Annotated in this window: 11 protein-coding genes; 4 read left to right on the top strand and 7 right to left on the bottom strand. The window is 47.1% G+C overall.

Features of this window, described 5'->3' with window-relative positions; translation table 11 throughout:
- The first annotated feature begins 94 nt into the window (after nt 1-94).
- Entirely contained in the window at nt 95-5,836 is a 5,742-nt protein-coding gene (locus tag ACJJID_RS07065; RefSeq protein WP_444922080.1) for a PA14 domain-containing protein, read from the top strand.
- 116 nt (nt 5,837-5,952) lie between these two features.
- Here ACJJID_RS07065 and ACJJID_RS07060 read toward each other — a convergent pair whose 3' ends face one another.
- Both ACJJID_RS07060 and ACJJID_RS07055 read right to left on the bottom strand, forming a co-directional pair.
- The gene (locus tag ACJJID_RS07060; protein ID WP_444922079.1) at nt 5,953-9,057 is read right to left on the bottom strand and encodes an efflux RND transporter permease subunit; all 3,105 of its coding nucleotides are present in this window, start codon (nt 9,055-9,057) and stop codon (nt 5,953-5,955) included.
- Complete coding sequence (locus ACJJID_RS07055; RefSeq protein ID WP_444922078.1) at nt 9,054-10,136, bottom strand: efflux RND transporter periplasmic adaptor subunit; 1,083 nt, start codon at nt 10,134-10,136, stop codon at nt 9,054-9,056. Before ACJJID_RS07055 ends, ACJJID_RS07060 begins: the two co-directional genes overlap by 4 nt.
- A gap of 670 nt (nt 10,137-10,806) precedes the next feature.
- On the opposite strand from ACJJID_RS07055, the gene ACJJID_RS07050 reads away from it, so the two are divergent.
- Nucleotides 10,807-11,736, top strand: coding sequence for an alpha/beta hydrolase family protein (locus ACJJID_RS07050; protein WP_444922077.1), 930 nt, complete (start codon nt 10,807-10,809; stop codon nt 11,734-11,736).
- 162 nt (nt 11,737-11,898) lie between these two features.
- Here ACJJID_RS07050 and ACJJID_RS07045 read toward each other — a convergent pair whose 3' ends face one another.
- The 3 genes from ACJJID_RS07045 to ACJJID_RS07035 form a co-directional block, all read right to left on the bottom strand.
- The gene (locus ACJJID_RS07045) at nt 11,899-13,284 is read right to left on the bottom strand and encodes an amidase family protein (protein WP_444922076.1); all 1,386 of its coding nucleotides are present in this window, start codon (nt 13,282-13,284) and stop codon (nt 11,899-11,901) included.
- A 207-nt stretch (nt 13,285-13,491) separates the two neighbouring features.
- Nucleotides 13,492-13,917 (bottom strand): hypothetical protein, encoded by a 426-nt coding sequence (locus tag ACJJID_RS07040; RefSeq protein WP_444922075.1) that lies wholly within the window; start codon nt 13,915-13,917, stop codon nt 13,492-13,494.
- 125 nt (nt 13,918-14,042) lie between these two features.
- Nucleotides 14,043-15,623: an FAD-binding oxidoreductase gene (locus ACJJID_RS07035; RefSeq protein ID WP_444922074.1), complete on the bottom strand. Its 1,581-nt coding sequence runs from the start codon at nt 15,621-15,623 to the stop codon at nt 14,043-14,045.
- Between the two features lie 270 nt (nt 15,624-15,893).
- Between ACJJID_RS07035 and ACJJID_RS07030 the strand changes: the two genes are divergently transcribed.
- On the top strand, nt 15,894-16,916 hold the full coding sequence (locus tag ACJJID_RS07030; RefSeq protein ID WP_444922073.1) for a methyltransferase: 1,023 nt from the start codon (nt 15,894-15,896) through the stop codon (nt 16,914-16,916).
- A 27-nt stretch (nt 16,917-16,943) separates the two neighbouring features.
- On the opposite strand, the gene ACJJID_RS07025 is transcribed toward ACJJID_RS07030, so the two are convergent.
- Both ACJJID_RS07025 and ACJJID_RS07020 read right to left on the bottom strand, forming a co-directional pair.
- Nucleotides 16,944-18,248, bottom strand: a complete 1,305-nt coding sequence (locus tag ACJJID_RS07025; protein ID WP_444922072.1) for a multicopper oxidase family protein — start codon at nt 18,246-18,248, stop codon at nt 16,944-16,946.
- Between the two features lie 12 nt (nt 18,249-18,260).
- Nucleotides 18,261-19,751 carry a TolC family protein gene (locus ACJJID_RS07020; RefSeq protein ID WP_444922071.1) on the bottom strand — a complete coding sequence of 497 codons (1,491 nt, stop codon included), beginning with the start codon at nt 19,749-19,751 and terminating at the stop codon, nt 18,261-18,263.
- A gap of 214 nt (nt 19,752-19,965) precedes the next feature.
- Here ACJJID_RS07020 and ACJJID_RS07015 point away from each other — a divergent pair, with 214 nt between their 5' ends.
- Nucleotides 19,966-21,135 carry an AMP-binding protein gene (locus ACJJID_RS07015; protein WP_444922070.1) on the top strand — a complete coding sequence of 390 codons (1,170 nt, stop codon included), beginning with the start codon at nt 19,966-19,968 and terminating at the stop codon, nt 21,133-21,135.
- Nucleotides 21,136-21,161: the final 26 nt, after the last annotated feature.

The raw sequence follows: 21,161 nt of genomic DNA, 5'->3' as shown, positions 1-21,161 counted from the left end.
TTCAAGAATTTTGTTGAATCTCTAAGTGTATTTGGAAGAAATCGCATTTCATTAGAAATAGTTTTAAAGCAAAAGGATAAGCTGGATAAACGCTATGAATAAACGTCGAAAACCTGGTAAAAAATTACAATTATGGCATCTGATAACACTATTCACCGCCTGCCTCTTTGGAAAAGCCTATGGATTTTCCCTAGCTACCGAAGCCGATTACTGTAGTGTGCACTTGGCTGAGTGTGGAGTGATTCGTGGCGAAAGTGGGGAGACCATTGATTGCGGTAGCTGCTCAGATGGTGAGAGCTGTATGGCCAATCGCTGCGAGACTGGCTGCTCTCTCGATCAAACTGGTAAAGGTGCTTTTGACGGCCTCTTTGCTTATGTCCCGAACCAAGTTAGCAATACAGATTTATCTGGCAATGGGCACTCGGTTCAAACCACCTATACCGGGATACAACCTGATGACGGCGATGATTTCCCATTCGTAAGCCGTACAGATATGACCACAAAAGCTATTGCGCTGGACTTTGGCAATAGCAGTACTGGGCTACCTTTAACAGTTTCATTTAAATATATACCCTCTCAAGCGTTACAAACCAATACGCTGATTAGCTCCAGTAGCTTAACGGTAATCGAACGACAGGGAATCATCGCGACACAACTCCATGGCGATGATGATATCGAAGTCATCAATAACGAAAGCATTTCAAAAACCTATAGCTGCAACCAAGTCACTGCGGTAATCGAATCGGATATGGTGACCACCTATTTCAATGGCAATGTAATACAACATAATGTGAATACGAGTGGTGTAGATACATTGACCGGCGTGATGAATATTGGCCCTTATACAGGCAAGATCTGGGATCTACGGGTTTTTAACCGCGCCCTTTCTCCGGAAGAAGCCAGTAAGATCGGCGAGGATTGTGATGATAATGGTAGCCGGGAAACGCCTTTTGAAGGATACCCTAACTATCTCTGCGCGGTGTACCAGTGTATCTGGTGGCCCAATGATGTAGAAACCTCCGATGCATCTCTTCAATACCAAGTGAATGCCCATGATATGACCTGGGAACACAATGTACTGGCCACTGGTATGCACATGCACGGGGATCTCTGTGGTGAATATGAAAAGCCACGCGACTTACAACTAACGGAAGCCTATAGGAATTCCTGGGTAAACAATTTCAACAAAGACAACCCCTGGAATAATTTTGTCCTACATGAAAACTTCCATTCCTATCAGACCCGTGCCGGCGGCGGCAGTAAAATGCTACAGGAGTCGACTGCCAACTGGGGAGCCTATTCACAAAAGCCGGGGCATGACGGAGTAAACCTGTTAGGCATGTATACCTTACAGCCACACCAACCACTCCACACCGATCAAAGTTCGCCATTGGAGGAAGGCATCATAGATGCCTATAAAGGTGGCCATCAATATGGTGCCGGTATCTATGAATTTTATTTAAGTGAATACGTTACCGACCGAAAAATTATCGGTGATATTTATAATGACAACCGCCGTTACTCTGCCCCTGTAGCCGCCATGTATGACCTGGTGGCTCAGGCAGGCTACGATATGCGTGAGGTATTTTCAGAGTTTGCTGCGCGCACGATTACTTGGGATTATCCTGAGTATGGGGAGCAATGGCGTCAGGCGGAGGTGGATTCCTATGGCCGCATGGTGAGTCAACAGCCTGACGACTTACCCGATGAGGAGGTCGATAATAAAATCGCAGAATTCTATGATGTTGAGGGCACCAATGGGCAGTGGGTTGCAGTACCCGAGCGGTATCGTCCTGGCAGCTGGGCATATAACGCCTATGAAGTAGAAGTCTCGCGTGATGAAAACTACCTCATCGGTGTACGACCCTCAGTCACAAACCCAGAATATGCCGAATTCCGGGCGCAAGCGGTGGTTTATAACGAAGACTCTAAAGAGCGACGTTACCACCCTATCCCTGTTGTTAGTGCTGGCGAGGAAGGCACTGTTACTGTGCCGGTCAGTAGCGGGGAAACCCTATACCTGGTGGTGGCCAGTACGCCCTCGCAAAAGTTTACCGATTGGGATGCCTACCGCTACGACTACCTGATTGAAGCCGGTGCCACAGATGGCAACAACAATGGCTTGAACTGGGCCTATTATGAGGGCCAATGGGATCAACTGCCGGATTTCACCCAATTAACACCCGTTGCGACAGGCACCTCGACCAATATCGATATCAGCCAGCGCAATCGCAACGACTTTTTTGGTTTCCGCTTTGAAGGTGAGATTCAGATCGATACTGCCGGAACCTATACCTTCTACACCAATTCTGATGATGGCTCGCGCCTCTATATCGATGGGCAGATGGTAGTCGACAACGATGGGGAGCACCCTGTTCAAGAGCGCTCTGGACAGATTGAACTGAATGCAGGGCGGCATGCACTAGTGGTGGATTTCTTCGAGCATGGGGGCAATCAAGTGCTTGAAGTCAGCATCGAAGGGCCGAACATCAATAAAACGCCCCTACCCGATGATATTGTCTATTCCGGCACTGATGGTGGCGGTTCTGGTGACACCAGCGGTGTTCTTTATGAATACTTTGAAGGCTCTTGGAATTCTCTGCCTGACTTTTCACAACTGACCGCCGTTAAGAGCGGTACTACAGCTAATTTCGATATCAGCCCCCGAGATCGCGATGATGAATTCGGTTTTCGATTTGAGGGTGAGATTCAGATCGACACAGCGGGAAGTTACACATTCTATACAAACTCGGATGATGGTTCGCGTCTCATTATTGATGGCCAAACTGTGGTGGAAAATGATGGCGTGCATGCGCCGCGTGAAAACTTTGGGCAGGTTGATTTGACCAGTGGTCGTCACTCAATTGTGGTGGAGTTTTTTGAGCTTCACGGCGGCGAGGTGCTTGGGGTCAGTCTCGAAGGACCCGGTATCGACAAAATGGCCATTCCAAACACCCTACTCTTTACCGGTGAAGATGGTGGCGGCGGTGGTTCCGACAACACGGCCCCGGTAGCTGATGACTTAATGGTAACCGTGAACCAAAATAGCTCGATCAACATCACCCTTACGGCTTCAGATGCCGATGACAATACGCTCGCATATTCTGTGGTTAACCCACCCTCCCACGGCGCCCTAAGTGGCCAGGCCCCAGACTTGGTTTATTCACCGGCTAATGGGTATAGCGGTAATGACAGCTTTACCTATATCGCCAATGATGGCAGTGAAGACAGCGAGCCAGCTACGGTCTCGATAACGGTCAACCCTGTTGGCTCAGTAACCCCGGCCAAACTGTATTTGATGGCCGGACAATCCAATATGGTTGGTCATGGCAGCAACAGTGCGCTGGAGATTATTGACCCCGCTCTGAACATTGCGAGGGATGACGTCTTTATTAAAGCGATGATCAGCCCCAACAAGGCCCTGGGAGCGCTTCAGCCTGGTTATGGTTACGGCAATGGTAATTTTGGAGTCGAACTCAAAATGGGCCATGTGTTGGGCGATGTTCTGGATGAAGAGGTAGCCATGTTCAAAGCCGCTCAAGGTGGCACCACTTTGGACAACCCCGATCACTGGCGCCCCCTGGCGTATGGCGGCAACGAAGGCAACCTGTATGACCAGATGATCACCGGCTTCGACGCTTTCCGCTCGAACGAGTTAGCGGATATCGATCATGAATTAGCCGGTTTTATTTGGTTCCAAGGTTACAACGATACTTTTGGCACTGAAGATAATTATGAAAATCATCTTCGCAACCTACTGACGTCGATTCGTAATGATCTTGGCCAATCAGATCTGCCGGTTATCATCGTACAAATTAACGATAACCGCGGTGCAGCCGGTGAGGTAGTCATGGAAGCTCAACGGGTTGTGGCTGAAGAGGACCCGAATGCCAGTTTGGTCATTTCCAGTGATTTAAGGCCTTACTATCACTACGGTAATGACAGTTATGTGGTGATTGGCGAGCGGATAGCCCAGGCGGCATTGCCACAACTGGGGAGACCAGCGGCAATCGGTGACGAGTACACGGCAGCCCCGGATAACACGCTGAATGTGGACCAGTCACAGGGTGTTTTGCACAATGATTCAGGAGATGGCTTGTCGGCTGAACTAATCAGTACAACCCAACATGGCAACTTATCTCTCAATGGGGATGGTAGTTTCACTTATACCCCCGATGCGGATTATTTCGGGCCGGATCAATTTGAGTATCGTGTGCAAGCCAACGGCTTAGCAGGTAATACTACGAAAGTGAAACTCTGGGTTCGCGATGAAAACGACCCTCTCACCCTGCATTACACCTTTGATAATTATTCCGAGGACTCGACCACGGATGATGCAGCTGGTATCAAAGCACGGGTCATCGGAGACGGAGTCAGCTTCGGCCAGGCCGGCTACGAGGGCTCAGCAGCCTATTTCAATGGTGAAGGCATTCTACATTATTGGGAGACCTACCCCATTATTGACTTCCTCAACCTCCACACCAGTCAGGATTTCAGCTTTGCTATTTGGGTGAAAACCGATACCTCAGTCACTGAAGAGCAAATACTGATCTCCAATAAGTATTACTATGGGCGAAATGGCGGCTTTGCTTTCACCACGTCCAGCAACGGTAGCGTCAAAGCGTTAATCAGTGCCCAGGATCATGACAATCACAGCTACAACACCGTACGTGTCGAAGCCACTCAAGGGATTATTGATGATGGTAACTGGCACCATGTCGCCATGGTGGCCGATTTTTCCAGTGAACAGTTGACGCTTTATGTCGATGGAGAAGTAGTTGGTCAGGGAGACCTAAGCGCCCTGGTCGGCGAAATCAATCAATATGAATCTGCCATAGGGGATGGTTCCGGCGGTGGTGACGGTAGCTCGAAAGGTTTCCAGGGTTACCTGGACGATCTGCGCATCTATCGCAAAGCCCTAACAACCCAGGAAGTTACACAACTGGCGGACGTGGAAGACGGAGGTAATGGTGACGGCAACGGCCTCAATTACGCCTATTACGAAGGCAGCTGGAACGAATTACCGGATTTCACCCAGATGACTCCCGTTGCTACGGGTACTACTGCCAACATTGATATGACATTGCGCCAGCGCGATGATCTATTTGGTTTCCGCTACGAAGGTTATATTCAGATTGATACAGCTGGTACTTACCGGTTTTACACCCGGTCCGATGATGGCTCACGCCTCATTATTAACGACCAAGAGGTGGTAAGTAATGATGGAATTCACGGGCCGGCCGATCGTTTTGGAGACATTAACCTTGGTACTGGCCGGCACCATATAATCATCGAATTCTTTGAATACTATGGCGGCGAACTGCTGGAAATGAGTTACGAAGGTCCGGGAATTACAAAGGTAACAATACCCGATAATGTGCTTTTCCTAACCGATGACTCCAACTCAGGCACGGTGAGCGATGGGACCTATGTAATCGTCAATGCCGCCAGCGACCGCTGCGCAGATGTTACCGGGGCGAGTAATTCCAATGGAGCAGATATTATTCAATGGGATTGCCACGGCAACAACAACCAACGATGGCAAGTTACACAAGTTAGTGCTGGCCTTTATACCCTCACCGTGCTTCATAGTAACAAGCTGATGACAGTGGAGGCTGCCAATGATACTGAAGGTGCCAATGTGTATCAGTGGGAGGCCATTGACGATAACAGCCAGAGGTTTTACCTGGAGCACCAGGAAAATGGCACTTATCGAATCCGGCCTGCACACTCTAACCTGTGTATCGAAACAGCATCAATCACAAATAGAGAATCCCTTTATCAGGGTGCTTGTGATACTAGCGATGGAGAATACTGGGTATTCGAGAGTGATTAGCTAGCACTATTAGTGGATAATTAGTAGATAATGAAAGATAAAGGCCAGGGAGATTTTTCTTCCTGGCCTTTTTGTGTATTGGCTCAATTGTGTGCGTCTCTAACTGGGCAAATATCTTACACCAGAGCATCAACGCTCAACGTTCTTGACTCTTCCTCAGAGTTCACAACACTTCGCTCAAATTTTAATAAAGGAAGAGACAACATGGCTGACATGTAAACCAATACCAAGAGAGCGGAAAAAAGCATTCCACCAGTAATGACCGCTGCAAGACCTCGATATATCGCTGCGCTATCACCGGGATTCAGAACCAGAGGCAGGTTGCCTAATATACACGTTATGGTGGTCAGCATTATCGGGCGAATACGCAAGTTCACCGCGTTTTTAATCGCCTCAAATTGATTCGCGCCCTCATTCATTGCCACCTGATACTGGTTAACCAATAGAATAGAGTTATTCACCACGAGCCCCATCAGCATTACAAAACCTATCATCGTAATTACATCGAGGTTCTGCGTCACAAATAGGTTAAGGAAGCTAAGGCTCAACATACCACCAGCAAAAGATAAGGGGATCGCGAGTAAAACAGCTGCAGCCAACTTAATAGAACCCAAGGTAAAGGACATGATCATTCCTAATATCACTAAAGCAGCAATAAATAGATAGAGGAACTCCTGAAGGAACACCTTAAGCTCATTGGCACTACCACGAAACTGAACGTGCACTCCCTGATACTCACCGGTACTCATAAAGCGTTTGACGCTTCCACTGACACTGTCGACAAAATCTTTCATGGCGATTTCTGGAGGCGGTGTTAGGTTCAAAGAAACACTAACATCCTGGTCGACACGAAGAATGTTATCTGGGGCCAGGGTAATTTTTGCTTCAGTCAGTTGACGTAAAGGAACCAAGCCATGCCCTCCAATCATTATCTCCGTATCAAGAAGCTGCTTAAGATCCCTGGGCTCTCTAGACTTCAAATAGAATGGGAGCGTATTAGTCCCTGTATAGAAATTTCCCAGGTATACCCCATCGGTTAAGGTTACGAGATAACGATTGAAGTCCGATAGACTCACTCCAAAATGTATAAGCTGCTCCTGATTTGGCTGAAATTCAATACGCACCCCGCGGTCATTTAGCGCTGTGCCTTCCTGAATCTGGGCATTTGGAAACTCAGACCTTAGGTGAGCCAATAATTCTCTTCCCACAGACTGTAGGACTGGAAGTTCTGCGCCCTTCACATCTAACTGACTAACCCGACTGTTAGGCATGGCAAATTGCAGCAACTGGCCTTGCCGGGTAAATATCCTTGTGCCGACCAAATCATGCACAACCTCTGTTTCGACCCAATTCTTGAATTCATCAAACTCCCAGTCACCATGAGTATAAAAATAGAGATTACACATAGCTGGGTAGCACATGATTCCATAGGTAGAAACCTGCGAACTGCGAGTACCGATGTTTCGTTCAATCCTGTTCTGGATGATCTGGGCTACTTCCTCTTCAATGACATCCAAAGCCATGGGCTCTTCAAAATTGATATAAGTAGAAACCATTGCCTGTTTGGGCTCTGGTAATACATCAATAGGTGGAGCTGCAACATAGGCAACAAAGAGTGCTACAGGTACACAGAGCAATAACACTCCGTAAGCCCATTGCCGGCGCGTTGCCGGCAATACCGACCACTTTAAAAATTTCGATAGTAATCGGTTTGACTCATTACCTTTCTCTCGAGAAGCTTTGACTGATAAACCTTTCAAGGTATACCGTGCTATCGCCGGCAAGAGAACCAGGGCGAACAACAATGAAGCCAGAAGTGCACTGGAGATAGTGAAGGCGAGATCCATAAACAATTGCCCAGTGGGCGATCGCATGGCGAGGATTGGCAGGAACACGATGACGCTGGAGATTGTCGAAGATACTAAAGCACCACTGACTTCCTGAGTCCCTCTGCGAATACTTGGTAAAAGTCCCAAACCCTGCTGCCGTAGCCGCTGGATATTCTCGACAACAATGATAGCGGCATCAACCAACAACCCGATGGAAAGAGCCACGCCAGCCAAAGAGATAACATTCATACTCTTGCCAGCTATGTACATTCCAAGGGTAACAAGAGCAACGCAGACCGGTATGCTGAGGAAAATCAGGAACAGAGTCCTTAGATCTCGCAAAAACCAATACAGGACAAGGCAAGCCAGTAATGCTCCCACTAGCAGGCTTCCGTAAACAAGCATTAGCGAGTTACGTATACTCTTTGAGTCATCACGACTAAACGCTACCTCCATTCCTAAATTCGATAAGTCTCCACGATTCAACTCATCGATCACCTGTTTAATGCTATCGATGGAATCTAAAACATTGATATTCTCTGCCGGCTGTAAGTAGAAATAGAAAGCTCGGTTGCCTTGAAGCGCAAAGTAATTCCAGTCGGAAACCAATCGAGTATGGACTGAGGCAATATCCCCTAGTTGAATGATGTGTGGCCCCCTGCTGGCAATCGGTATATTGCGGAGTTCATTCAGTGGTACATGGCCATTGAAATGCAGCCCGTACTCTTTGGAACCAATTTTCAGGCTTCCACCGGACCGGTCTACCAGATCATTGAGACGGGATTGCACTTCATCTATGGTCAGTGAATGGTTGGCGAGCTTGACCGGTTCAAACTCAATATCGACACGCTGCTCCATGGGCGTGCCTGCAACTATCACCGAGGCGACACCAGGGACTTTACTAAATGCGGGTTGGATATGGTCTCTAAAAGCCTGGATGAGTTCAGCTTCACTAGCCGAAGTTTTCGAATAAAGGAAGAAGCTGGCTAGTGTAGCGCCCGCACCATTACTGAAGTTAAAGACTCGAGGTAGCGGTACGTGTGAGGGCCAGTTTGGTACCTGGTTGATGCGCGAGAGCACATCAATATACACCTGCTCCATATCGGCATCTAAGTGAAAGGTCATGGTAGTCCAGGCAAAACCGTTGGAGGTATTGGTCTGAATCTCCTTAAGATGCCCTATTGAAGATAACTCTTGTTCCAAGGGAGCAACGAGAGCCTGTTCTATTTCACTCGCTGTCTTACCCGGCCAGGATGTCGCGAGAGCAATTTGGGGTCGATCAATAACCGGCAGTAGTGCATTGGGCAATTTAAGGCCTGCGGTAATTCCTAGAACAACTAATAAGAAACCGCAGCTTATGATTACCGCGCTATATTTCTCCAAAAGCTTCATGACTGTGCCTTATTCACCGGTATCACATCCTGATCTACCTGCAAGCCTTCATGTCCCACCACAACCAATAAATCACCGGGTTGGATTTCTGACTGGACAACGAAATAGGAGTCCAAAGTGTCGAGTATTCTTACTGGTACCTTATGTACTTTATTCTCCCCATCGACAGCCCAAACTTGATGTGTATTGCCTTCAAGCTTGACGGCATCTGATGGGACCCGGGTAATACTCTCGTTTTGAAACGCATTTTCAGCTCTTTTGAGCATGGAAACCTGGAAACGCTGTCCCACTAATAACGATTGGTACTGATCTCCATTACTTTCAAAATAGAGCGTTAAATTTTGAGTATCAGTTTCTACCGTTACGCCAATATCACGTAAGAAGATCGGCTCACCCTGAAGATGGAATTCAAACTTTTCACTGGAGGTGACTTCAGGCGCTTGGTCTTGGGGAACCTTGCACTCCAGTTGCTTCTTTTCCAGGGGTAACAACTGCGCGATTCTTTGGCCGGGACTTAACCTCTCACCTGGGCTAGCATTCACTTGTATCACTTGACCATTAAACGGCGCATAGTGTTTCAGATGTTCTAGGCGATATTCACTGGTTTGCAATTGCTGTTTCAACCGCTGCCTATTCAGCCGGTAGGTATTGACCTGAAGTAGCAGCACACTCAGCTGGGATTGAGACACCATTTCGCTTTGTCTTAAGGTCTCAAGCCTCGCCAATTCGTCTTTCGCATGTTTAAGTTGCGCTTCTACAAGCTCAAGATCGGTGCGGATGACCGCAATCTCACTGTTTAGGTAATAACCATCCTGCTCCGCCACCAATTCACCGGCTTTGATCGTCGAACCGACGGGCTTCACAGTAGTCAATTCAGCTTGATTATGGCTGGAAACTTCATGTAAAAACGGTACGCTAACTGTACAATAAAGCGTCGTCTCCACGGCTTGCTGCCACTCCAAAGCCTTCTCTACAATGACACGCTCCTGACCAGCCGCATGCACAACCATTGAGCCCAAAGCCAATGTGATTAGCCAACAGCCTGTTTTTATTGGTTTTACCAGTGCAATATTCCTCATTCGTGTTCCTTACGAAAAAGTCAAATGAATTGAGTGGCTAAAAACGTGTTCTCAAGATTGCCATCTTCACAGAGAGTTGTCTTTGGCTATTTACCTGTAATTTGTACCAGATAAGACTCTTTCGCTTATCTACATTTACACCATAATCGAATATATGCGATTAAAAGGCTTTAAAAATTTTGTTGTTTTTTTAGCTTGTAAAGATTGCCTGTCATCAAATTTAAAAGTGTCTAACAGGTTTCTCTTATTTCAGGTACTCAATTTGGGGAATACTGTTAAAGCAATCCCATTTATATCCTAGTAGTAAGAATTTACGTAGATTTAACTTGGCTACCCCTTAGTTTACCAATAGGCTACCTCCCATACTTCAAGCCTTCCTAAATGAAGGTTTGAGATCGGTAATTCACTTTAACGGTCCATTAAATAAAACATATCTATTTAAGATAAAAGAAATAATCCACCAACAAATAGGTCAAATATGTTCTTGAGGTTACTCTCTACCATCGTCTTACTGCTTTCATCGATCTATGCAACCGCGAACAGCGCCACAAATGTTGGAGTCGTACCCCTAAATTATATTGACACCAGCAGGCCATCCTGGGATGGAGAGGGAAAGCGGCCTGTCACTTCTCACTTGTTTTACCCTACTGCCGAATCTCATAGCGAGCCTTTGTTGCTGGGGCAGCCAGGTAAAGAGCTATTCAATGCTGGAGAGGTAACTTGGGCAGCTAAACCACTTCTCAATGAAAAGATGCCTTTAATACTGATGTCCCATGGAACTGGTGGGTCTGCCCTACAAATGCTCTGGATTGCCCAGCGCTTAGCCGCAAACGGGTATCTGGTGCTTGGCGTCAATCATCATGGTAATACCGCAATAGAGCCTAAAAAATACGCTGCGGGTTACACTTTATGGTGGGAGCGAACGCGCGACCTCTCTTTTGCCTTAAATTCTATCCTGAAGGATGATGATTGGTCACAGAATATTGACTCCAGCAAGATAGGCGTTGTGGGTTTTTCTTTAGGTGGTTATACCGCACTCTCTGCTATCGGAGGCATTACAGATAGATCACTGTTCAAGGATTTCTGCAGTAGCCAGAAGAGAGATTTTACTTGTGAGGGACAGGCAGAGTTCCCAAATATCAACGAAGCCTTCAAAAAGGTGGAGAATAATCCCTATATAAAAGTTTCCCTCTCAGAACACGGAAGCTCCTATAAAATCGATCAAATTTCCGCAGCTTATATTCTCTCCCCAGCTGTCTCCCAGGCTCTAACCCAGGAAAGCCTAATGGAGATCTCTGTTCCAGTATCCGTTGCCGTCGGTTCTCTCGATAGCGTTGCACCCAGTTTGACCAATGCCCATAGGATTGCATCTTTGATTCCAGGTGCTGAATATAAGGAGATAGAAAAAGCGAGCCACTACACTTTCCTATCTACTTGTACCCCTCTCGGCAAAAAGTACTTAGAAGGGCTTTGTGAAGATCACAAGACCCTTGAGAGATCACAAGTTCATGAGAGCCTAAGCCTGGATATACTTAAGTTTTTTGATCAAAAACTTAACCGCAAAGAGAAACAAACAATGGCATCCTATAAAGAGCATTAACTTTTTGTTCACATCACTTTTGTTCACATCATTCTAAGAAGCGGGCTTGCAATATACTCTAAGAGTGATTGCAGCCCATCAATATTAAGAGCACAGGGCGGCCATAGTTATAGTGGTAAATGTCTCAATAGATACTTGACCAGATATTTCATAACTATGGAGCTAAACGGCTTTAGGAGAGCAAATAGCCTCTACTGCCATACCAATAGCAAGTAAATCTAAATCTTCACCAGGCAGACCATCAAGTTCGAGTCCTATGGGTAAACCAGTTGTTGTGCTCTCCAAAGGAATGCTAAGACCCGGAGCACCCCAGACGGCCGTTGCTGCAATATTTCGCTCATACACTTGCAGCGTTGGCACTGACATCCCATTAATATTGATCGACAGCGATGAGGTCGCAATTGGCTGAGCCTCAATGGATGCTGTAGGGAAAATTATCGCATCAATACCTTTGCGTTTTATAACATCAAGATATTTCTGCTGTACTTTCGGCAGTTTACTTAAAGCGTGTTTATATTGCTCATCTGTTGGCGCACTGCGCCCAATCACCGATTCCTGATAAATCTCTTTCACATCTGCACTGGCGATACAGTCAATTAGCTGCTCAAGGGAAGTATCAGGTTGATATTTCTGCAAAAAAGCAATCATTGCCGACTTCATTTGGTGATAAGCGATTGGGTAGCCTATGTCGAAGGCAGAATCTACCAGCTCTGTCAAATCTAACTCCGTTAATGTCAAGCCTGCTCTTTTCAACCGCTCCTGGGCTAATTGGAAAGCGGACTTCACTCGGGGAGAAAGGTCAGCTGAGTGGGGGTAGGCAACGGCAAAGTGTAAACCCTTAAGCTCTTTTCGGTTAGGCATAGGGGTTTTCTTCATTATTGCAAATAGATAGGTCACATCTTCCACAGTTCGCGCCATGGGGCCTACAACGTCGAATGTTGGAACCGAAGGGACAACGCCAGCCTGACTTAAATCGTGTGTTGTGGGGCGAAAGCCAACAATACCCGTCAGTGCTGCGGGCAATCTTACGGAACCTGCCGTGTCCGTACCTAACCCGGCAGGTACTATACCGGCCGCAATCGCAGCTGCAGTGCCTCCGGAAGAGCCACCTGGGAAGCAGGTTAAATCCATAGGGTTCCTTACTGCACCAAAAGCCGCATTATTTGAAGTCACACCAAATGCCAACTCATGCATGTTTGCCTTGCCCACTATAATGGCATTCGCATCGATTAAAGAACGCACGACAGGCGCTGAGTGGCTGGCAATGAAGTCTATACCGGGTGTACCAGCCGTTGTATGCATGCCTTTCACATTGATATTGTCTTTGACTGCCAAAGGAATGCCGCTGAGAGGCCCTAAAGGTGCTCCTTCAGCCACCAACCTATCGATATACTGTGCTGCAGCTAATGCTTTTTCTTTATCCAGGCTAATAAAAGCATGAAGGTTCTCATCGGCGCGAGCTTTACCCAAGGACTCTTCAATCAATACAGTTGACGTCAACTGACCAGCACGGATTTTTTCAGCAAGTTGTAAAATAGATTGCGTCATTTATATCTTCCGGTATATCTTCCGGTATATCTTCCGGTATATCTTCCGGTATATCTTCCGGTATATCTTCCGGTATATCTTCCGGTATATCTTCCGGTATATCTTCCGGCGTGAGGAATGATTAAGGTTACTCTAGATTGTTAATCGGGAGTCAACCATTCCCTACCTCACGTTGGGCACATATAAGGTTAAAAGACAAAGCAAATTTTATTCATCAGGCTTATAGGCCGGATTGTATATAGAATATACCCTCACATACGAGAACTTATTGCTTGGACTAACATCATAAAAAGCGCACATCATTAGTCGGAACTTTGAGCCAGCATTATAATGAACCTCATTCCATTCAAGATCTTTTTTACAGAGAAAATCTATCGGCGCTTCAGAGGCTACAGTTTTTTCATCTGCTAAAAAGTGAGTATGATTCATAATCACCTCTTGCATTTTTTCAGCAACCCCAGACCAAAAGGTCAGAATTTGGTCACGACCAATATTTTTACGGGCTTGAGGGACATACTCGAAAGTTGCATTCTTTTCATAGTACCTGTCAAAGAAATCATCTAAGCTGATTCCCCCAGTGAACGTAGAGTTAAAATCACTAATGTACTGCCGATATCTTTTTTCAGTAAACATATAAACAGCTCATATATTTTCAGATCCAAATTTAGGAATGAAAATGGCCCCATAGACCTACCACATAAAATTCAACACCCACAATACAGATTAAGAATCTTTCATTGATATTTACCAGTAACACTTCAAGTTAGATTATAGTGACCCGGTGCAATCACTCCATTTGGATCGAAAACCTTCTTAATATCTCTTGTGATCTGCCAAAAAATATCATCAGGATCAACAACAAGATCCATGAAATCAACATACAGACGGTTAGGATGGAAACCAGCCTTAATGAACTCCTCATTAAGTTCCTTTGCCAAGGATCGCGATTCCTCTCGTGCTATTTCATCGGTACGTTTAAAGTGCGTTGATATACTGAAATGTGTTGTCTTGTCATCGACAAGTCCAAATGCATAACTTGCCTGAGCTTTACTATAATGACCATTTACCATCCGAACAATTGAGTTTGCCTGCTGAACATATTCAACATTCATTGGTACCGTTGGAAGAATAAAATGCATGCCAATGTCAGTATGATCTGGATTCTCCCATCCTTCAGGGAGCTCCGTTTGAGCCGGCCAATAAATGCTCATAATAGGTCGATCACTGGGTTCACCCAATGCCATACGATAAAATCCTGCATTACAATGGATAAAAGAGTGCATCTTTTTCCAACCGATAAGATTGGAGGCATACAACCCCAAACTAATCAACCTATCAGTGACATAAAAGGTCATACCCCAAGGGCTCAATCTCTTCAGCTCTTTTTTTGCGGCCTTTATTTGATATTTAGTGCCGCTTATATTTGAAAATATAATACCTGCACCAAATGAGTATCGATTCAGAAACCCCATCAAACTCTCGCGATCTATATCAACACCTCGTTCCTTAAGATCTTGATACATGACAGGAGCCAAACCATTTTTAACTCGGATATTTTCATAGTAATGAGTAATCGAGTTAATCAGGCCAAGCTGTTTAATCTCTTTGAGAGCATTAATTGCATCACCCAGGTAACTTTCCTCCTTTAAAATTGTCACAAACATACATTTTTTCTCAGGCCTTCTTCTTAGCTCAATGGTTGCACGAGTGACAACTCCAAAATTTGACTGCAAAAAAACCCGAAGATATGACGGCCCTATTCCTTCAGGAAAGGTATTGGTTGCCTTACAGTTTGCATAGTGCCCGAACCCTGTTTTAAATATCCTCCCATCGCCGAGAACAACTTCCAAATTTAGAAGTTGCTTATAACGTTCCATATTGTACCCAACCCCCTTATCTAGAGCGTTACCTACAATGCTAGTATCCTTTGCAGAGCCAGTTGTGTCTGAAAAATAATTTGAGCCAGTTTCATTGAGGTAATTGAAAAGTTGAAACTGTGTCACTCCCGGCTCAATAACGGCAAAGCCAAATTCTTCATTTACCTCAATAATTTTATTCATACGATGTAGGTCAACAAGTATAAGACCACCTTGCGATGATAGCTTTGATCCAAAGCCCCAAGACTTCCCAGTGCTAAAAGGCTGTATACATACTTTAAACTTATTTGCATATAAGACTATTTGTCTAACGTCCTCAGCAGACTCAGGATATAAAATAAGCGGAACATCTACGTTATACGATGTAACATTCTCAACCTGATGCGCTATTTCATTCTGCTCAGATAAAACCTGATCACCCCTAAGAGTCTTTCTTATTTTCAGCAAAAAATCTTTTAACATGACCACTCCACACAACCCTATACCGGTTCAAACTCGCGACATCCGAACGCCCTAACACTTAACGCTCTGCTGGGAATCTACTATTACTCTAAAATCACAACAGTAAAGATATAGACCTCAGGCAAATGCTAATAGAAAAAAATCTTAGAGTTTATTCAGGTGCCTACAAGACAAGTTAAGCGACAAATTAATATGCAGGTCTCTTCTATACACATTTAAGCGCAATCCTACATATTAAAGATCTTTATAAAGACAAAAGAGAGATACAGTATGCATATAAAGGCGCCCACCACTTCCGACGCCCCCCTGTGGGATCGCCTAATGGGCAATTACACCTTCGCCTGCCTGATGGTCGCGGCCCAGCTTGATATTTACGGGTTAATTGAAGAAGGCTACAACACCCGTGAAAAGTTAGCCCGGAAATTGCAACTCAGCCACAAAGGCATTAATCACTATCTCTTGATACTGAGTCACTTGGGTTACATCAGTATTGAAAACAACCAATTTAAGAACACTAAACTTGCAAAAAATTACCTGGATAAGACCAGTCCCTATTATTGGGGTGAAGTCCTTCTCGACCCCTTTGCCATCTACGATATCAACCACCTGGACAAAAAGATTTTAACCAGCCTAAAACGTGAGTATGAACTTGAGTGCAAAGGCCGCTCGGTAACGGATATGTGGCAGAATGACGAAATGGATAATGAGTCTGCTGCAGCCTTTACCCATTTAATGCATTCACAAGGTTTCGCCTCCGCAGTTAAGGCAGCTTCAAACGGTACTTTTAAAAACGTTAAGACCTTACTGGATGCCGGTGCCGGCTCAGGAACCATAGCGGTGGCCTTTTGCGATGCCTATCCAGATCGCAATGCTCTGCTCTTTGATCTGGGGCCTGTCTGTGAGACAGCGAAAGAGTATGTTGAAAAATTCAACAAAAAAGAGCAGATAACCGTAGTGAAGGGAGACCTGTTCAGCGCCAATTGGCCCATAGGTTTTGATGGTATTTGCTTTAGCAATGTACTGCACGATTGGCAGGAAGCGACCTGTGAAAACCTGCTAAGTAAAGCTTTCTCTTTGTTACCTAAAGGAGGCCATATCTTTATCCATGACATGCTCTTAGACGAGAGCCAGCTGACCCCAAGCCTATTTAGCTTCCATCTTTTTATGAATCACGGCTCACAGCTGTTTTCAGAGCAACAACTAGACCGACTCCTCACTAAAGCGGGTTTTAAAAACCCTCAATGTCATAAAGCGCTTGGCTACTTTTCTGTGGTATCAGCCCAAAAAACCTGACTGTATTTCAATTAACTTCGACAGCTCCTAAGAGAGCCGCGGCGGTTCACCGTAGTTGGGATCGCTACTGACAAGCCAGGCCACTGTGCCTGGAGGCGCTTTGTACCAGCCGGGATCTCGATAATCTCCTGGTGCCAAATCATCGCGTACTTTCACCAGGGTAAACATGCCGCCCATCTCGATATTGCCATAGGGGCCTTTACCGACGAGCATCGGCATAGTATTGCGCGGTCCTGGGAGGTGCCCCTCTTCTACATGGACCTGGTGCTCGGCCATACCATAGCGTCCCATGGGCATGAAGCCCGGCAGCATCTCTTGAATTTCAGCCGCTACACCGCTTTGATTCACCCCCATCGGATTGGGAATATTGTGACCCATCGCATTCATGGTGTGGTGGGCCATATGACAGTGGAAGGCCCAGTCGCCGGGCACGGCAATAAACTCTATATCGCGGGTCTGTCCCACAGCGACAATCTCCGTAGCTTCCTGCCGCCACTGGGAACGGGGCCAACGGCTTCCGTCGGAGCCGGTAACGTAGAACTGCACCCCATGCATATGCATGGGATGATTCCACATAGACAGATTTCCCATGCGCACGCGTACCCGCTCACCGGTACGGGCAACTAAAGGATCAATTGCCGGAAATACTTTGCTGTTGATCGTCCAGAGATCAAAGTCCACCATCACCGATGGGTCCGGCCTATAAGTGCCCGGATGTACCGCCCAGTTATGTAATAAGAAACAGTAATCACGGTCTACTGGTTCAATCTCTGGCTCTCGGGAGTGAATAATAAACATCCCCATCATACCTTCCGCCATCTGTACCATCTCATCCGCATGAGGGTGGTACATATGAGTACCTTGTTGGTTGAGGGTAAATTCGTAGGCGAAAGTCTCGCCGGGCTGGATATGTGGCTGGGATACACCCCCGACTCCATCCATGCCACTCGGTAGGATAATGCCGTGCCAATGTACCGTGGTATGTTCCTTGAGGCGGTTAGTCACCAGTATGCGCACCCGATCCCCTTCCACGGCCTCGATCGTTGGACCGGGGGTGGTCCCGTTATACCCCCAACATTTGACACGGGTGCCGGGGGCAAACTCATGTTCCACCTCTTCTGCCACCAAGTGGAATTCCTTAACGCCCCCTTTTAACCTGTAGGGGAGTGTCCAACCATTCAGTGTTCGAGTCGGGACATAGCTGGTAGTTTTGTCGCCCTTTGATGATGCATTAGGTGATTGGGCCTCCTTCCCTGCTACCGCCCGCGCGTCCAGCGCAGCACCCAGTGACCCCAGGCTTCCAGCCTGCAAGAATCTACGCCGTGAAATCATCCGTGACTCCCCTCATGGCGCCATACCGTGATGTTTGTGCCCATCTGCAGGAGCCTCCTGTGAATCTTTCCCGTGCTCCCCATGCTTCCAGGTCGACCTTGGGCTTATAAAGGCCTCTACATCTACCTTCCCTGCAGAGACTTGATTACTGCTCGGCAGGCGCCGACCCACAGCTTCCGCCAGTGAGGCGCGCGCTACCCAATAGTCTCCCAACGCCTCAAGGTAGCCCTGGTAGGCGTCATACTCCCGTTGCTTACTGAGTAGCAGCTCAAAAGTGCCGATCAGCATGTAATTTTCTTCCAGTTGCGCCTGTGTAACCGCTTCCATTCGTGCCGGAATTAAACGGGATCTAAACACAGCAACTCTTGCCCTGGCACTTTGCGTTTTAGCGAAAGCAAGACGTACGCCATTGTCACTTTCCAACAGCAGACGCGCCACCAAACCTATAGATGCCTGTAACTCAGCATCCAGCTCAAGCAAGCGATCTTCATGTTGGGTAAAAATCGGAATCTCCCAATCCAATAACGGCCCGGTTAGATTGGCACCGTCGTCCTCTCGCTCGCGACCAATACCAAAATCCAGCTCTCCCAGCCAACGCCGCCAATCATTGTAGTGAAGATCCTCTGCCAGCCTCTCTGTGCGCGCTATGGCTGCCGCCAAGTCGAGACGGTTCTCCCGTGCAAGAAGTAAAAGCTCTTGCAGGCTGTCTTCATGGAGAACCGGTAAAGACAACTGCGGATGCACATCCCAGATACCACCCACTGACAGTCCTAACATTGTTGCCAACTCGGTACGTGCGGCAAAAGCCGTTTCTTCAGCTTGTAACGCAACAACCTGTGCCTCTGCAGCCGCTGCCTCTGCTAATGCCAGATCCCGGGGTGTCAGATTCCCGGCTTCAAAGTAACGGCGAGCCAGTTGCCAGGAGAGATCCGCAGCTTTAGCGATTTGCCCACGCATAACGGAGACTTGTTGAGCAGCGATACAGCGGTAAAAGGCTCCCTCCGCACGAGCGGCAAGGTGTAACAGTTCCGCACCGACTTCTTGCTGGACCGTAGCAAACTCCATCGCAGCTAGGCGTTTACGTGTGGGGAGTGTGATCAGGTCGGAAAGGGAAGCCATTAGACCGTAGGTATTCTGGGTCTGTTCGCCTGATAATAAAGAAGCGGAAAATATCGGGTTACCGATGCGCCCGGCCCGGTATCTCTCAGCGGCGGCAATATTGAGTTGAGCATAATAGCCGCGCAGTTCAGGGTTATTGATCAATGCGATCTGCATGGCCCTATCGGCGTTGAGGGGTGTGGCACTGAGTTCAGCCACCAATGTGGGCACAAGCTCCGGGATGACGATCTGCGCCGGCCGACCCCGCAGTTGCACCTGCTGGACAACCTGGTCCCGCCCTAACTCTACGGGCAGTGGTGAGCAGGCTGCCAACGCCAGTGTTAAGGCGAGGATTGAGCGCTCTACCGAGCCCTTTCGCCAATAAGCCAAGGTGGTTCCCGTCATCCCATTTCTGGGCAACAGTTTAGTTGAGGGACTTTAGCAAATCTGTCTCAGTCACTTGATGCGACCCAATATCGAGGGAATCCATTGGCTTATTTCAACTCTAAGCTTCTAGCCCATTTTTAATCCAGCTTTACTCATCAATTTAATCCCGCAGGTTACTTCTAATATGAATAGCTAAGAATGCGTAAAGGAAAGCGGAAAGCTGGGGGCCTCTATGGCTATTGGACACCTAAACTGGGATCAGTTGCTCTGCCATGCCAAATCACTATCTGAACACGGCGGCCTAAGCGTGCCTGCCAACGCCAGTAGGATTGAAGACCTCCCAATCAGTGGGCCCGAGGAGATCTTGCGCATCACCAAGGCCATAGCAAAGACAAACGGCGCCATCTTAAACTCCAGTGGTGGTACCACGGGAAAACCAAAGCTCGCTTACACGCCCTTCCACCAGGCAATGGAAAGGCTACTCCAACACTGGAAACCGCTGGGGCCTGGCAGTGTACTTCTCAACCTTTTCAATCCGGGCCGTTTATGGGGTGCCCACTACTTTATCCAAACCCTCTGTGAAAAGAGTAAAGCCACCTCTGTGCCCGCAGGCCCATTTAACCCAGAAGAAGTGAGTGCATGGATAGAGACATTTGAAGAAATTGGGATCAATGCCCTCGCAGGAGCGCCAACAGGATTAGCTGACTTTGCCCAGGGATTAATGGATGCCAAAGGCAAACTGGCTATCAATACCATTATCTGGATGGCGGAACCCTGGACCGAGAGCAAGTTTAAAGCAGTGCGTAGTGCCTTCCCCAACGCCGGATTCTGGTGTGACTACGGATCGGTGGAAACCAACAGTATTGCCGTCAATGGGCCAGAGTGTGATCGGGATACCTACCATCTGCTCCCGGATCAATTGATCGAACTCGATGATCACGGAGCCCTATTGACCCGCATCGGCGATGGCTGGACAGTACCGCTCATTCGCTACCGCCTGGGCGATAAAATCGAGGAAAGCCATTGCGGCTGCGGCCGCAGCGATGCACTTATTATTGAAGGGCGTGCAGATGACTCCGTCAGCTTACTGAGTGCACTGATCAGTACCGGTCAAGTGATCAGACTCGCAGAACAGGTCCCTGGTGTTGAGGAGGTCCAGCTGCTTCTCACACGAAGCAAAAAAGAGACAGCTATCAGGGAGGCCAGTATCTTTACCATTACTTTCACTGGCGCCGCAGAACCGCAGCAGGTAAGTAAACAAATCTTAAACGGCATTCACAATTTAGCTTCAGTGGTCCATCAATACCCCGACTCATTTCTGGTAAAACGGGTACAAAAACTACAGAGGGTTACACGAACCAATAAAGTACCCGCTGTAGTTTGGAGAGAAATGGAAACATAGTTCTGGTGAAAACAGCATCAATACTC

It is taken from the genome of Microbulbifer sp. CnH-101-G (assembly GCF_052466775.1).
Note: the sequence above shows the minus strand (reverse complement) of the source record. Positions and strands in the feature narration are given on the sequence as shown.